Source organism: Microbispora sp. H10885, assembly GCF_014161415.1.
GTDB classification, from domain to species: Bacteria; Actinomycetota; Actinomycetes; order Streptosporangiales; family Streptosporangiaceae; genus Microbispora; species Microbispora triticiradicis.
The window spans coordinates 303,655-317,452 of sequence record NZ_JABBWY010000004.1 but is presented as its reverse complement, the minus strand read 5'-3'; the positions used below and the strand labels follow the sequence as shown (position 1 = coordinate 317,452).

14 protein-coding genes are annotated in these 13,798 nt (G+C 72.3%); 4 read left to right on the top strand and 10 right to left on the bottom strand.

Annotated features, from left to right (window positions below; translation table 11 throughout):
- Positions 1-42: 42 nt before the first annotated feature.
- Positions 43-1,014: a hypothetical protein gene (locus HHX37_RS12695; RefSeq protein WP_182885498.1), complete on the bottom strand. Its 972-nt coding sequence runs from the start codon at positions 1,012-1,014 to the stop codon at positions 43-45.
- Positions 1,015-1,252: 238 nt separating this feature from the next.
- Here HHX37_RS12695 and HHX37_RS12690 point away from each other — a divergent pair, with 238 nt between their 5' ends.
- Entirely contained in the window at positions 1,253-1,912 is a 660-nt protein-coding gene (locus HHX37_RS12690; RefSeq protein WP_182885497.1) for a GtrA family protein, read from the top strand.
- Between the two features lie 138 nt (positions 1,913-2,050).
- Here HHX37_RS12690 and HHX37_RS12685 read toward each other — a convergent pair whose 3' ends face one another.
- The 9 genes from HHX37_RS12685 to HHX37_RS12645 form a co-directional block, all read right to left on the bottom strand.
- Positions 2,051-3,319, bottom strand: a complete 1,269-nt coding sequence (locus HHX37_RS12685; protein ID WP_182879737.1) for a HAMP domain-containing histidine kinase — start codon at positions 3,317-3,319, stop codon at positions 2,051-2,053.
- A gap of 36 nt (positions 3,320-3,355) precedes the next feature.
- Entirely contained in the window at positions 3,356-4,024 is a 669-nt protein-coding gene (locus tag HHX37_RS12680) for a response regulator transcription factor (protein WP_030451323.1), read from the bottom strand.
- Between the two features lie 274 nt (positions 4,025-4,298).
- Positions 4,299-4,781, bottom strand: coding sequence for a bacterioferritin (gene bfr, locus HHX37_RS12675; protein ID WP_111698256.1), 483 nt, complete (start codon positions 4,779-4,781; stop codon positions 4,299-4,301).
- Positions 4,782-4,794: 13 nt separating this feature from the next.
- Positions 4,795-4,974, bottom strand: coding sequence for a (2Fe-2S)-binding protein (locus tag HHX37_RS12670; RefSeq protein WP_111698258.1), 180 nt, complete (start codon positions 4,972-4,974; stop codon positions 4,795-4,797).
- An 89-nt stretch (positions 4,975-5,063) separates the two neighbouring features.
- Positions 5,064-6,269 (bottom strand): RNA-guided endonuclease InsQ/TnpB family protein, encoded by a 1,206-nt coding sequence (locus tag HHX37_RS12665; RefSeq protein ID WP_182885671.1) that lies wholly within the window; start codon positions 6,267-6,269, stop codon positions 5,064-5,066.
- 219 nt (positions 6,270-6,488) lie between these two features.
- Entirely contained in the window at positions 6,489-7,574 is a 1,086-nt protein-coding gene (locus HHX37_RS12660) for an S-(hydroxymethyl)mycothiol dehydrogenase (protein ID WP_111698454.1), read from the bottom strand.
- A gap of 10 nt (positions 7,575-7,584) precedes the next feature.
- The gene (locus HHX37_RS12655) at positions 7,585-8,595 is read right to left on the bottom strand and encodes an adenylate/guanylate cyclase domain-containing protein (RefSeq protein ID WP_310737960.1); all 1,011 of its coding nucleotides are present in this window, start codon (positions 8,593-8,595) and stop codon (positions 7,585-7,587) included.
- A 37-nt stretch (positions 8,596-8,632) separates the two neighbouring features.
- On the bottom strand, positions 8,633-9,145 hold the full coding sequence (locus tag HHX37_RS12650; protein WP_111698262.1) for a PH domain-containing protein: 513 nt from the start codon (positions 9,143-9,145) through the stop codon (positions 8,633-8,635).
- Positions 9,146-9,254: 109 nt separating this feature from the next.
- The gene (locus tag HHX37_RS12645) at positions 9,255-10,079 is read right to left on the bottom strand and encodes a biotin--[acetyl-CoA-carboxylase] ligase (RefSeq protein WP_182885496.1); all 825 of its coding nucleotides are present in this window, start codon (positions 10,077-10,079) and stop codon (positions 9,255-9,257) included.
- A gap of 309 nt (positions 10,080-10,388) precedes the next feature.
- Here HHX37_RS12645 and HHX37_RS12640 point away from each other — a divergent pair, with 309 nt between their 5' ends.
- From HHX37_RS12640 to fdhD, 3 genes are all read left to right on the top strand, one after another.
- Positions 10,389-11,687 carry a glycosyltransferase family 4 protein gene (locus HHX37_RS12640; protein WP_182885495.1) on the top strand — a complete coding sequence of 433 codons (1,299 nt, stop codon included), beginning with the start codon at positions 10,389-10,391 and terminating at the stop codon, positions 11,685-11,687.
- A complete protein-coding gene (locus tag HHX37_RS12635) occupies positions 11,680-12,756 on the top strand; it encodes a glycosyltransferase family 9 protein (RefSeq protein ID WP_182885494.1) in 1,077 nt (358 codons plus the stop codon). The genes HHX37_RS12640 and HHX37_RS12635 overlap by 8 nt, the downstream gene beginning before the upstream one ends.
- A 62-nt stretch (positions 12,757-12,818) precedes the next feature.
- Entirely contained in the window at positions 12,819-13,724 is a 906-nt protein-coding gene (gene fdhD / locus HHX37_RS12630) for a formate dehydrogenase accessory sulfurtransferase FdhD (protein WP_182885493.1), read from the top strand.
- Positions 13,725-13,798 lie beyond the last annotated feature (74 nt).

The following is a 13,798-nucleotide window of genomic DNA, read 5'->3' as shown; positions in this document are numbered from 1 at the left end:
GCGTCAGCCCGCCCGATCAGTCCGCGCCGCCGGCCCGCTCCGTCAGCCGGAGCCCTCGGTGATGTCGGCCAGGACCCGGCGCATGCCCACGGTCCTCATCCTGTTGTCCCCGGCCACCCTGGTGGCGAGCAGCACGATCTCCGCACCCGTCACGGTCTTCGGCGCGCCGCCGGTGAAGGCGCGCACGTCGGACGCGCCGTACCGCCGATGGGTGAGGGAGGAGCGCCCCGGGCCGGGCTTCTGGGTGAAGACGAGGCGCAGCGCGTGGAACACCAGGGCCCCGCCGTCCGGCAGGGCCAGCGCGCGGGCCGGCCCCTCGATGCGTACGTCGGTGGACAGGCGGTCGGGACGGACCCTGCCGGGAGCCCGGACCAGTTCGCCGAGCAGGTCGCGCATGGGGTCGCCGGAGACGAAGCGGACCCCGCTCACCCCCGCGGGATCGGTCAGGAAGGCGACGTGCCGGGTGGACACGAGCCGAGCCCCGACCCAGGCGGCGTCCACGATCTCGCCCGCCGCCTCGGGCGCGTCGCCCGCGAGCGGGATCGGCCCGGCGCCGAGCCGCCACGCGCCGTCCGTGCGTACGAAGACGAAGTAGGCCGGGGTGGGCTTGCGGGCCAGGACGGCGAACCAGGGGTCGTCCTCGCCGTCCTCATGCGCGGGGATCAGGAACTCCGGATCCCCGTACGTGCCGAGGCCGGGCGCGGAGCGATCCTTTCGGCCCGCCGCGCAGACACGGCTCCCGATCGTCTTCTCCGCCCACGTCGTGAACCGCTCGATCCCGGCGCAGTCGCCGTCCTTCCAGGCCGCGGCGAGGTCGCCGAGCCCGCCGAAGGCCGCCTCGGCGTCGGCCCGGGCGATCTCGACCGTCGCCGGGGAGGACTCCCCGGGATCGGCCGGGGTCTGCCGGGCGCCCTCGGTTCCGCACCCCGCGAGCAGGGCCGCGAGCAGGACCGCAGGCAGGAGGCGGCGGAGGACGCGGCTCGGCAGCCGAGCCCCGAAGGTACGACGAACCACGTTGAAGGCCCCCTCTCCACAACGGCACGCCCCGCGTGAAGTGATCCAGTGGGGCGAGAGCGTAGTGCGAAGAGTGCCGTCAAATACCAGATGACGGGATTTTCCATGAAATGTTCTTCGGCGACCTGCGGCGGAGCGGGGAGAGGTTGTGCTACTACCCTTGTTTGTGCCACCGGCGGGTAGCCTGAGAGGACCTCGCCGCCGACCAGGCCGCAGATCAGGAAGGACCGAGCGGGACGTGCAGTTTCTACGACGCGCCTACGAGCGGTTCGCCACGCTCATCCATGAGTTGATCAAGTTCGGAGCGGTGGGCGCGATCGCGTTCGTCATCGACTTCTTCGGCGCCAACCTGCTGACCTTCGGCCTCGACGTCGGCCCGATGAAATCCAAGGTCATCTCCACGGTCGTCGCCACCACCTTCGCCTACGCGGGCAACCGCTTCTGGACCTACCGGCATCGCCAGCAGAGCGGCCTGAGGCGGGAGTACATCCTCTTCTTCCTGCTCAACGGCATCGCGCTGATCCCCCCGATGATCACCATCGGATTCCGGACCTACACGCTCGGCATGCACGACCTGCTGAGCTACAACGTCGCCCAGATCATCGGCGTGGTCATCGGCACGTTGTTCCGCTTCTGGTCGTACAAGAAGTGGGTGTTCCTCGCGGTCCCGGAGCCGGTCGAGAGCGAAGGACCCGCCGTGGGCGTCGGGGCGGCACTGGTCGCATCCGGCACGAAGGCCGACTCTCAGAAGACCGGCCCCCAGAAGACCGCAGCCGAGAAGACCGGCCCGCAGAAGTCCGGAGCGAAGACCGGCAGGAAGGCCCGGGCGAAGGCGGGAGCGAGAGCGGCCGTCAAGGCGGACGTCCCGGCGCAGCCCGACCCGATCACCGCCCGCTGACCGGTCTCCCCTTCTCCAGCTCGACCCGCCGCACCTCGGCCTGCCGCAGGCCGGCCGGGTCCGCCGTCCTCGGCTTCACACCGCTCCGGCTCAGAGCGCGGCCCGGAGCCGCCCCGCGCTCCAGGCGTACGGACGCGGTCAGGCCGGGCCGGAGACCACGCGGCGACGGTCGTTGTCGCGGTCGTGACGCAGGAAGATGGCGAAGGTCGCCGGGCGGCGCTTGACGAGTTCGAGCCGGCCGCCGTCCGCGGCGACGAGAGCCCGGGCGAGGGTCAGCCCCAGGCCGGTGCCACCACTGCCGCTCACGTTCCGCTCGAAGACGCGCTGGCCGAGGGCCTCGGGGATACCCGGACCCTCGTCGCCCACCTCGATCACCACGGACTTGCCCGTACTCGACGTGTTGATCGTCAGCACGCCGCCGCCGTGCTTCAGGGAGTTCTCCAGCAGGGTGGCCAGCACCTGGCTGAGCCCGCCCGTCGTGCCGAGTGCGTGCAGGCCGCGGTCCCCCGCCAGCACCAGCGACCGATGTGCCCGGCGGAACGCGGGCTCCCACTCGACGATCTGCTGGCCCACCACGTCGTCCACGTCGAGCGGTCCGGCCTGGGCGTGGCGCTGCCTGCGGGCCGCGGCCAGCAACTCGTCGATGACCGCCGTCAGCCGCTCGACCTGCACAATGGCGGCCTCGCCCTCCTCGCGGACCACCTCGGGCTGCCCGGCCGCGGCGACGATCTCCTCCAGGCGCATGGTCAGCCCGGTCAGCGGCGTACGCAGCTGGTGGGAGGCGTCGGTGGCGAACTCGCGCTCGCGGGCGAGCAGGTCGGAGATCCGCAGCGCGCTGCGGTCCAGCACCTCCGCCACGAGGTCGAGCTCCGGAACACCGTAGCGGTGCCTGCTGGGCCTCGCGTCGCCCGAGCCGAGCCGCTCCGCGATCCTGGTGAGATCTTGGAGCGGCAGGCTCAGGCGGCGCGAGGTCACGGTGGCCAGGGCGATCGCGGCGCCGAGCGCCGCGATCGCGAGCGCGATGATCAGCACCAGCCGCGCCCGGGTCTCCCGCTGGACCTGGGCCGAGTCGCGGCTGACACGCACGTAACCGTTCTCGGAGCGAGCCTCCTCGGTCAGGTCACGGGCCTCCGGCGGAGGCGTGCCGACGATGATCGGCGGGTTCCCGCGGACGTACACCTGGAGGTATCTGTCCGGGTAGTTCCGTGCGAGTTGCTCCGGACTGATCGGCTGCTGCTGGCTGACGGAATACTCCACCCCGATCAGCAGCCGGTTCGCCTCCGCATGCAGCTCCTGGGCGGCCTCGTCGTTGATCAGCCGTACGACGACCACGCCCAGGGGCACGCCTAACAGCAGGACCGCGATCACCGCGACGAGCAGCATGGAGGCAAGCAGGCGCCGGCGCATGCGGCTAGCTCCTCCCCCGAAACCGCCCCACGGCCGCTACTCGCGCTCGAAGCGGAAGCCGACCCCACGAACGGTGGTGATGTAGCGCGGCTTGGCCGCGTCGTCGCCCAGCTTCCGGCGCAGCCAGGAGATGTGCATGTCCAGTGTCTTGGTCGAACCCCACCAGTTGGTGTCCCACACCTCGCGCATGATCTGCTCGCGGGTGACGACCTTGCCGGCGTCCCGTACGAGCACGCGCAGCAGGTCGAACTCCTTGGTGGTGAGATGCAGCTCCTTGTCCCCCATCCAGGCCCGGCGGGAATCGGCGTCGATGCGGACGCCCTGCACCACCGGGGTCTCGGACGTTCCGCGCCGGAGCAGCGCCCGCACGCGGGCGAGCAACTCCGCCAGCCGGAACGGCTTGGTCACGTAGTCGTCGGCCCCCGCGTCGAGGCCGACGACGGTGTCGACTTCGTCGACACGTGCGGTGAGGATCAGGACCGGAGTCCCGTGTCCCTCCGCGCGAATGCGGCGCGCGACCTCCAGCCCGTCCATTTCCGGCAGGCCGAGGTCGAGAACAATCAGGTCGACGCCCCCCGACAAGGCCCTCTCCAGGGCCTGCGGGCCATCCGGGCTCACCTCCACCTGATAGCCCTCCCGGCGCAGTGCGCGCGCCAGTGGCTCGGATATCGAGGTGTCATCCTCGGCGAGAAGTACGCAGGTCATGGTGCGATCGTAGGACCTTAAGCGATCGTTTCCCGGCTACAGCTCGCAGTTTGACTTGTCGTTGACTCATCAATTGACCTGGGCAAACACTGATAAATCCGGGATAGTCAGTACGGAAGGGCCGTGATCTTTCATGGCATTCTCCGCCAATTCGAACAGCCTCGGATCAAGGCGGATAACGACATGAAAAACGCCCGCCGAACCGATGTCGACGGGCGTTGTCCATCTGAATTCGCGAGTTTCGGCCGAGTCGCCGGCCGGGCTTCGGGCGGCCTCAGGCGGGCGACGGCGGCTCCGCGTACCGCTGGAGGTAGAGCTGCTCGCCCAGACTCTCCAGGAGGCCGAGCTCGGTCTCCAGGTAGTCGATGTGGTGCTCCTCGTCGGCGAGGATCCGCTCGAACAACGTGGCGGAGGTGATGTCCCCCCGCTCCCGCATGAGGGCGATCCCCGGCCGCAGCCGCTTGACCACCTCCACCTCAAGCTCCAGGTCGGCCTGGAGCTGCTCCCTCACGGTCTGGCCGATGTGGAGGGTGTTGAGCTTCTGGTAGTTCGGCAGGCCCTCTAAGAAGAGGATCCGGTCGGTGAGCTCCTCCGCGTGCCGCATCTCGTCTATCGACTCCGCCCTCGTCAGGGCGGCGAGCTTGGTGTATCCCCAGTTCTCCTGCAGCTTGGCGTGCAGGAAGTATTGGTTGATGGCGGTGAGCTCGGAGGTGAGCTGCTCGTTGAGCAGCGCGATGATCTCCTTGTCGCCCTGCATCGCGTACCTCGATCTATGCGCTGGTGACCAGGTCGTCTGACCGTTTCAGGATGGCACAGATCTTCCGGACGCATGACGCGCAGTCCCCCCCTGCGCCGGTGGCGTCCCGCACCTGACGCGCCGTCCGCGCCCCCGCGGCGATGCAGTCGTGCACCTCGTTCTCGGTGACCGCGCGGCAGATGCACACGTACATGGGTCGCCCTCTCCGGGATCATCAGCAAGGTAAGGCATACCTAACATAACCCACTTTGGTAAGGCTTGCCTACTTGGCTTCATCCCCGCCTAAGAACGGGGGACTCCCACCCTCACAGGCCGGGCTTCCTGCTTCACAGCCGACCGCATCCGGGAGGACCCGGAGTGGCTTACGTCAGCTCCACAGGCAGACACCGCTCGACCAGCGGCCAGAATGTTCTTGGCGGCGTTGACGTCCCGGTCGTGCCGGGTGCCGCAGCCCGGACACGTCCAGTGCCGGGTGGATAGGGACAGCGCGGTGAGCAGGTGCCCGCACACGCTGCACGTCTTCGAGCTCGGATACCAGCGGTCGATCACGATCAGCTGGCGGCCGTACCGGACGGACTTGTATTCAAGTTGACGGCGGAACTCGCCCCATCCGGCATCGGAGATCGCCCGCGCCAGGGATCGGTTCCGCACCATGCCCCTGACATTGAGATCCTCAATCACGATCAGTTCGTGCTCGCGAACCAGACGGGTGCTGGTCTTGTGCAGGAAGTCGGTGCGGGCGTCACGCACCTTGGCATGGGCGCGGGCGACCTTCGCCCTGGCCTTGGCCCGGTTGGCCGATCCGCGCTGTTTCCGGGCCATGCGCCTCTGGTAGCGGGCCAGGTTTTCAACTTTCCGTTCCAGGTGACGCGGGTTGGGAATCTTCTCGCCGGTGGACAGGACGGCGAAGTCTGTTACACCCAAGTCGATCCCGGCATGGCTACCGGTGGCGGGCAGCGGCCCTGCTCCGGTCTCTGCCGTGGTTTCCACGGCCAGCGAGGCGTACCAGCGTCCGTCGGGGTCGCGGGAGACGGTCACCGTGGCCGAGTCGATCGTGGCCGGGTCGATGCCGGGCCAGGACCACAAGAACTCCAGCGGGCCGTCCATCTTCGCCAGGTGGAGCCGCCCGTCACGCCAGCGGAAGGCCGAGCGGGTGTAAGTGGCGGACTGGCGGCCGTGGCGGGACTTGAATCGCGGGTGCTTGGCGTGTCCGGCGAAGTAGTTCACGAACGCCGTGTACTGGTGGCGCAGCACCTGCTGCAGCGGAACGCTGGACACCTCGTACAGGAAGTCGTGGACGCCGTCGCGCTTCAGCTCAGTCAGATACCGGTCGGTCTGCGCGTACGAGGTCTTCACGCCCTCGGCGTAGCGGGCCTTCCGCCAGGCCAGGACCGTGTTCCAAACCAGGCGTGCGCAGCCGAAAGTACGGTCCAGCACCGCTGCCTGTTCGGTGGTGGGGTAGACCCGCACCTTGTAAGCCGTACGCACGTTCGCATCGTGCCAGCTCCTTGCCCGACAGGTGGGCGAAAGGAGAAAGCGGTGAGCGCTTGGCGCTCTGGGGCACGCCGGCTTCGCCGGGCCGACCCTCGTGGCGTTTTCCGAGACTTCGGTGATCCAGCGCACAGAAAGGGGCGGCGACCGGCGAACCCGCGAACCCGGGGGCCGGAACGCCGCCCCTGTCGCCGAGGCGGGCGTCGTCCGAAGAGGTCAGAGCACCACGACGGAGCGCAGCACCTCCCCGCGGTGCATCTTGCCGAACGCCTCCTCGACCTGGTCGAGGGCGATGGTCTCGGAGACGAACCCGTCGAGGTCGAGCCGTCCCTGCAGGTAGAGGTCGATCAGCATCGGGAAGTCGCGGCTGGGCAGGCAGTCGCCGTACCAGGAGGACTTGAGCGCGCCGCCGCGGCCGAACACGTCGAGCAGGGGGAGTTCGAGGGTCATCTCGGGCGTCGGCACGCCGACGAGCACGACGGTCCCGGCCAGGTCGCGGGCGTAGAAGGCCTGCTTGTAGGTCTCCGGGCGGCCCACCGCCTCGATCACCACGTCGGCGCCGAAACCACCGGTCAGGTCGCGGATCGCCGCCACGGCGTCGGCCTCCCGCGAGTTCACCGTGTGGGTGGCGCCGAAGCGGCGGGCCCAGTCGAGCTTGCGGTCGTCGACGTCCACCGCGATGATCGTGCGCGCCCCGGCGAGGTTCGACCCGAGGATCGCCGCGTTGCCCACGCCGCCGCAGCCGATCACCGCCACCGAGTCGCCGCGCGTGACGCCCCCGGTGTTGATCGCGGCGCCGAGGCCCGCCATCACGCCGCAGCCGAGGAGACCGGCGACGGCCGGGGCGGCCGCCTGGTCGACCTTCGTGCACTGGCCCGCGGCCACCAGGGTCTTCTCCGCGAACGCCCCGATGCCGAGCGCCGGGCTGAGCACGGTGCCGTCGGCCAGGCTCATCTTCTGGACGGCGTTGTGGGTGTTGAAGCAGTACCACGGCCGGCCCCGCAGGCACGCCCGGCACTGCCCGCAGACCGCCCGCCAGTTGAGGATGACGTAGTCGCCGGGCGCGACCTCGGTCACGCCCTCGCCGACCGCCTCGACGACGCCCGCGGCCTCGTGGCCCAGCAGGAACGGGAACTCGTCGTTGATGCCGCCCTCGCGGTAGTGGAGATCGGTGTGGCAGACGCCGCAGGCCTGCACGTTCACGACCGCCTCGCCGGGCCCCGGGTCCGGGACGACGACCGTCTCCAGTGTCACCGCCTCTCCCTTGCCCCGTGCCACCACGCCCTGGACTTCGTACGGCATGCCCCGCACCTCAACTCTCTCTGCTGGATCTCCTCAGAACATACGGCTCCACGACGCCGAGCCCGCGTGCGGGGCGGCGGCGCAGTTTCACGAGATCGACACCGGCCGCGCCGGTGAGCGCGGCCGCCATCTCGCTGTCGGCGAGGATCGTGCCCGGCCGGGCGATGGCGGTGAGCCGCGCCGCCAGGTTCACCGTCGTGCCGAAGACGTCGCCCATCGCGGGCAGCACCGGACCGTACGCCACCCCGACCCGCACGTCCGGCCCCTCGGCGTCCCGCTTGAGCTCGTCGAGCAGGTCGAGCGCGATCAGGGCCGCGGTGCGCGGGCCCGGGGCCGTGAAGAGCACCTCGTCGCCGAGCGTCTTCACCAGCCGCCCGTCGTGGGCGGCGATCACGTCGGAGGCCCGCGACTCGAACCCCTCGACCAGGTCGGCCAGCGCCAGCTCGTCCAGCTCCCGGGACACCCGGGTGAAGGCGACGAGGTCGGCGAACCCGACCGCGAGCCTCGGGCGGGTCGGGGAGGCGTCCCCGCCCGGCTCGCCGGGCTCGGCGAGACTGACCAGCCGGCTCGCGGTCGCGGCCAGCTGCGAGCGCCAGACGTGCACCAGCGTCCGCTCGAAGTCGGGCAGCAGGCGGCTGACCGTGTCCATCACCTGCCGGAGCCGCTCCTCGCCCGCCCGCGCACCGGGCTCGATCAGTGCGTCCACCATGATCTCGGCCTGCCACTGCGCGAGCCGCGCGGTGTTGCGGCCGAGCGCGCGGGCCATCCGGATCACGGACCGCTCGTCGAGCATCTCCGCGTCCAGCAGGTCGCGGATGCGGTACAGGGCCTCCAGGTCGGCGTCCGTGAACGCCACCGCGTCGTCGGCGAACGTCGCGAAGCCCAGAGCCCGCCAGATCCGGGCGGCGAGGTCCTGCGGGATCCCCGCCGCTTCGGCGACCTGCCGCCGCGTGTACACCGGCGGCGGCCCCAGGAACAGCCGCCGCATGTCGTCGGCGCCGGGCCGCCCGCTTGTCTCCACGTCTCCCTCCCCCGTACGGCACGTGGTCCGCACCGTGCTAGTCCCCGTCGATGTTCCCGTCGGCGGCGTCCTCCACCAGCCGGAACAGCTCGTGCCGTACGCGCTGGATCTGGGGGATGTCGCGGTAGTCGATGTCGCCCTTCTCCGAGGCCGACTCGACCCGGAGCGTGCCACAGCCCAGGATGCGCTCCACGAACCGCTGGTCGGAGCTCACGCTGCTGACCTTGGCCAGCGGGATGTCGTCCTCCGACTTGTTCAGCACTCCGGTGCTGATGGCGAAGCGGTGCGAGGTCAGCGTGTAGGAGGTCGTCACCCAGCGCAGGTAGGGGACGAGCGTCCACAGGACCAGCGCCACGAAGGCGACCACGGCCACCGCGCCGCGGGCGAGCCCCGCGTACTCGTAGTCGCCGGGAATGAAGATGAAGGCCGCGACGGCGGCGGCGAGGACGACGACGAAGGCGAGAACCGGCAGGATGAGCCGCTTCCAGTGCGGATGGAACGATAGAACGACCCGCTCGCCTTCGGCCAGATAGTGATCCGGGAGACCCATGGCGCAAATCGTGACACGATCCCGGGTCGTTCGCATGCGTTCGCATGGCTAGTGCCGCGACTCCCGAGAATTGCCCGGGCGGCGGGGGCGAAGATCGGCGGGAGGGGCACTAGGAGGATCCGGGCCTGACGTGGACGACGTCGCCGGCGCTGAGGGAGTGCTCCCCGTCCTCGCCGCGGACGAGCAGGTGGCCCGCGGGGTCGATGCCGGCGGCCCGGCCCGTGATCACCCGCTCGCCCGGCAGTTCGACCCGCACGTCCTGGCCCACCGTCGCCGACCAGGCGAGATAGGCCGCGCGCAGGCCCGAGGCGTCCGGGTCGCCGTCCGCCGCCACCCAGTCGCGGTAGTGCGACTCGACCTCCCGCAGGATCGCGCGCAGCAGCGGATCGCGGTCGGTGCAGGCGGCGTTCTCCACCGCGAGGGACGTGGCCCGTTCGACGGGCAGCTCCTCCCGGCGCAGCGAGACGTTGAGGCCCATGCCGATGACGATCACCTGGTCCACCCGCTCGGCCAGGATGCCGGCCAGCTTGCGCTCCCCGATCATGAGGTCGTTGGGCCACTTCAGCCGTACGTCGACCTCCGCGATCCGCCGTACGGCCGAGGCGGCGGCGAGGCCCACCAGCAGGGCCAGCCAGCCCTGCCGGGCGAGCGGCACCTCCGGCCGCAGCAGCATCGAGAACGTCAGCCCCGAACGCGGCGGCGCGCTCCAGGGGCGGCCGAGCCGTCCACGGCCCGCGAACTGCGCCTCCGCGACCAGCACGGCGCCCTCGCCGGGGGTGTCCCGCACGGTCTTGGCGAGGTCGGCGTTGGTGGAACCGGTCCGCTCGACCACGCGTACGGACGACCAGAGCGAGCCGGGGCGCACCAGCGCCCTGGTCAGCGCGGCCTCGGACAGCGGGGGCCGATCGAGGTCGGCGTACGGCGAGTCGGGCACGCGTCCAGGCTATCGGCCGGGGGGCCGCCTCCGCCCCCGGGAAGCCACATCGGCGGTCCACGGCCCCGATCGGCCTCACCGCGGGGCGCCGGGCGGCTTCACAACACCCCCAGGCGGCCTTGGAGCGGGTTCGGGCGAGACTTTCCCCGCGGGTCCCCAATCCACTCCAGCGGGGCCATGGGTGGCTGCGGGGGATGCCGCCGCACCCGTACGGCGGATCCGGCACCCGGCCGTGACCTGCGTGGATGGGGGTTTGCCGGGGAGAGGCGCCGGGCACCGTGACGGCACGCGCCGCCCGGGGAGGTGAGCATGGCGAGGGGGATCCGCGTGGCCGTGGTCCACGGTCCCGGGCCCGCGCACCGCGACGGCGTCGGCGACTACGTCGAGCGCCTCGTCGGCGCGCTGGGCGGGGCCGGAGTCGACGCGGTGGGGGTGCCGGTGGGCACGCCGGACGCCCGCTCCCCCCGGCAGTGGCTGCCGGCGACGCTGGCGGCGGCCCGGCGGGTGCGGCGGCTGCGCCCCGACGTGGTCCACGTGCAGTTCGCCCCCTCGGCCTACCGGTTCTCCGGGCTGCCGGGACTGCTCCCGCCCCTGCTGCCGGCCGGGACGCCGCTGGTGACGACCCTGCACGAGTACGGCTGGTGGGCGACCCCCGCATGGGTGCCGGACGCCGTCTGGTGGCCGCTGGAGCGGGCCCGCCTGTGGGACCGGGAGACCGGGCGGCTCGTGCCCGCCAGCGCTCTCGTGGTCGTGACGAACGCCGCCCACGCCCGGCAGGTCCACGGCCGCCTCGGGACACCGGCGGTGGAGGTGCCGCTGGCGCCCAACGTGGTCGACCACGGCGGCGGCGCGCGGGCCCGCGCGCGGGTGCGGGGCGAACTCGGCGTGCGGCCCGGCGACCCGCTGCTCGCGTTCTTCGGGTTCGTCCACCCGGTGAAGGGCGTGCGTCAGCTGGTCGAGGCCCTGCCCGCGCTCCGCACCGGCCGTCCCGGGCTCCGCCTGCTGGTCGTGGGCGGCTTCACGTCCCAGGCGCTGCCCGAGGCGGAGGCGCGGGCCTTCCGCGCGGAACTGGAGGCGCTGGCCGCGCGGCACGGGGTGGCGGACACGGTGACGTTCACCGGGCACCTGCCCGCCTCCCGGGTGTCGGAGCTCCTGCACGCGGCCGACGCGGGCGTGCTGCCCTTCACCGCCGGGGTCACGACCAAGAGCGGCGCGCTGCTGACGATGCTGGCGCACGGCCTGCCGGTCGCGGTCACCGTGCCGGACGAACTCGACCCGGCGCTTCCCCTCGGGGAGGCCGTCGCCGTGATCCGGGCCCGCCGCGACGCCGCCGCCGTCGCGCGTGCCGTCGGCGCGCTGCTGGACGATCCGGACCTGCGGCGGCGGATGGGCGGGGCCGCCCGGCGGCTCGCCGCCCGCCACTCCTGGCCGGAGGTCGCCACCGCTCACCGCGCCCTCTACGAGACCCTGACGGGCCCGCGTCCAGACCTCCCCCACCGCCTCCGGACCCTGTGCGAAGCCCTGATCGGCCCGCGCGGAGATCTCTCCCACCGCCTCCGGTCCTCGTACGCCGGCCCGCGCCGACATCTCCCCGGCCGCGATGGGTGAGCCGTACCGGGAGATCCTGGTCGTCGACCTCCTCGGCGGCATCGGCGACCTGATCATGGTGCTGCCCGCCGTGCACGCCCTGGCCCGCCGCAACCCCGGGGCGTCGCTGCGGGTGCTCACCCACGAGCCCGGCGCCGCCCTGCTGCGCGAGGACCCCGCCGTCACCCGGGTGCTCACCCCGCGCCACAGCGAAGCGGGCGCCGAGCGGGAGGCCGTGGCCGAGGCCCTCGCGGATCGCCACCCGGACCTGGCCGTCACGACCACCCGCTACGACGGCATACCCGATCTCCTCGCCGCCTCGGGCGCCCGGTGCGTCACCGACCTGTGGCGTCGCCCGCCCGCCGATGAGCCGGTCGGCGAGCGGTACCTGCGGATCCTGCTCGCCGAAGGGCTGGTGCGGCCGGACGACCTCCGTACGCGGCCGGTCGTGCGGCTGACGGCGGACGAGATCGCGGACGGCGAGAGCACGGTCGGGCGGTGTCTCCCGCCCGCCGCGGCCCGCCCGCCGGTCGTGCTGGTCACCGACGCGGGCATGGACGTGAAGCGCTGGCCCGCCGCGCACTGGCGGGCACTCGCCGCGCTGCTGGCCCGCCGGGGCCATCCCCTGCTCGCGCTCCACGCGCCGCGTGAGCACCCGCCCACGGCCCGCGGTCCGGCGCTCGATCCTCCGCGCCGGGAGGTGGCGGTGCTGCCGCCATGCGACCTGCGGGGCCTCGCCGCGTGCTTCGCCGCGGCGGCGCGAAGGGGCGCCGTGGTCGTGGGCGGCGACACCGGCCCGCTGCGCCTCGCCGCCGCGTCCGGCGCCGCCACGGTCGGACTGTTCGGCCCGACCTGGGCCGAGAGGTACGGCATCGCCGGAACCCGCGCGGCGGACCTTCAGGGGCTGCCGGGGTGCCCGCACCGGAGGCCGGTCGTGATCACGGAACAGCCGTGCTGGTGGACCGCCGCGTGCCCGTTGTCCCCGGCGGGCCCCGCCTGCATGGCCGACGTCTCCGTGGCGTCCGTCGCCCGCGCCGTGACCCGCCTGTGCGGCGGCCCGCCCGCGCGCCACCCGGCGGGCGACGCCTGAGACGAGGCGTGGCAGGCTGCGTACGGGAAAGAGCGGCAGCCATGCCGGCAAGGAGGAAGCAGATGCGACGGGACGGCGGGGAGGGGCTGTCTGCCCGTCCGGGGCCGGTCACGCGGTTCCGCGTCCGGAGGGTGTCGGGATCGGCCGTACGCGACCGGCGGGACGATCTCGCCACCGAGGAACCGCTGGAGATCCGGCTGCTGGCCGCGGGCGGCGACGCCCGTACGGTGGCGATCACGATGCGGACGCCGGGCGCGGACTTCGAACTCTCGGCGGGGTTCCTGCACGGCGAGGGGATCGTCGGCCCCGGCGGCATCGCCGCCATCGGCTACTGCACGGACGAGGACCTGGACCCCGAGGCGCGCTACAACACCGTGACCGTGCGGCTCACCGCGCCCGAACTGCCCGACATGACCGCTGTCCAGCGGAACTTCCTGACGTCGAGCGCGTGCGGCGTCTGCGGCACGGCCAGCCTGGACGCCCTGCGCGACCGCTGCCCGGCGCCGGCCGTCCGCCCGCCGGTCGGCGTGTCCGCCGCGACCCTGTACGCCCTGCCGGACCGGCTGCGCGAGGCCCAGGGGGTGTTCGGCAGGACGGGCGGGCTGCACGCCGCCGGGCTGTTCACGCCTGAGGGCGCCCCCGTGGCCGTACGGGAGGACGTGGGGCGGCACAACGCGGTCGACAAGCTGGTCGGCTGGGCTCTGATGGGCGGCACGCTGCCCCTCGACCGGCACGTCCTGCTGGTCAGCGGCCGCGTCAGCTACGAGATCATGCAGAAGGCCGCGAGCGCCGGGATCCAGATCGTCTGCGCCGTCTCCGCGCCCTCCTCGCTCGCCGTCGACCTCGCCCGCGAGTTCGGCGTCACGCTCGTGGGGTTCCTGCGCGACGAGCGCTTCAACGTCTACGCCTGCCCGGAGCGGATCGACGTCGAGCGGGAGCCGGCGGTTCCGGTCCCTCCCCCGCCCTGACACGCCGTGACACCCCGCGGCCGCGGCCGAAGCCGCGGCAGGCCGACCGGCGCGCGGGCGTCCGTTCCACCCAC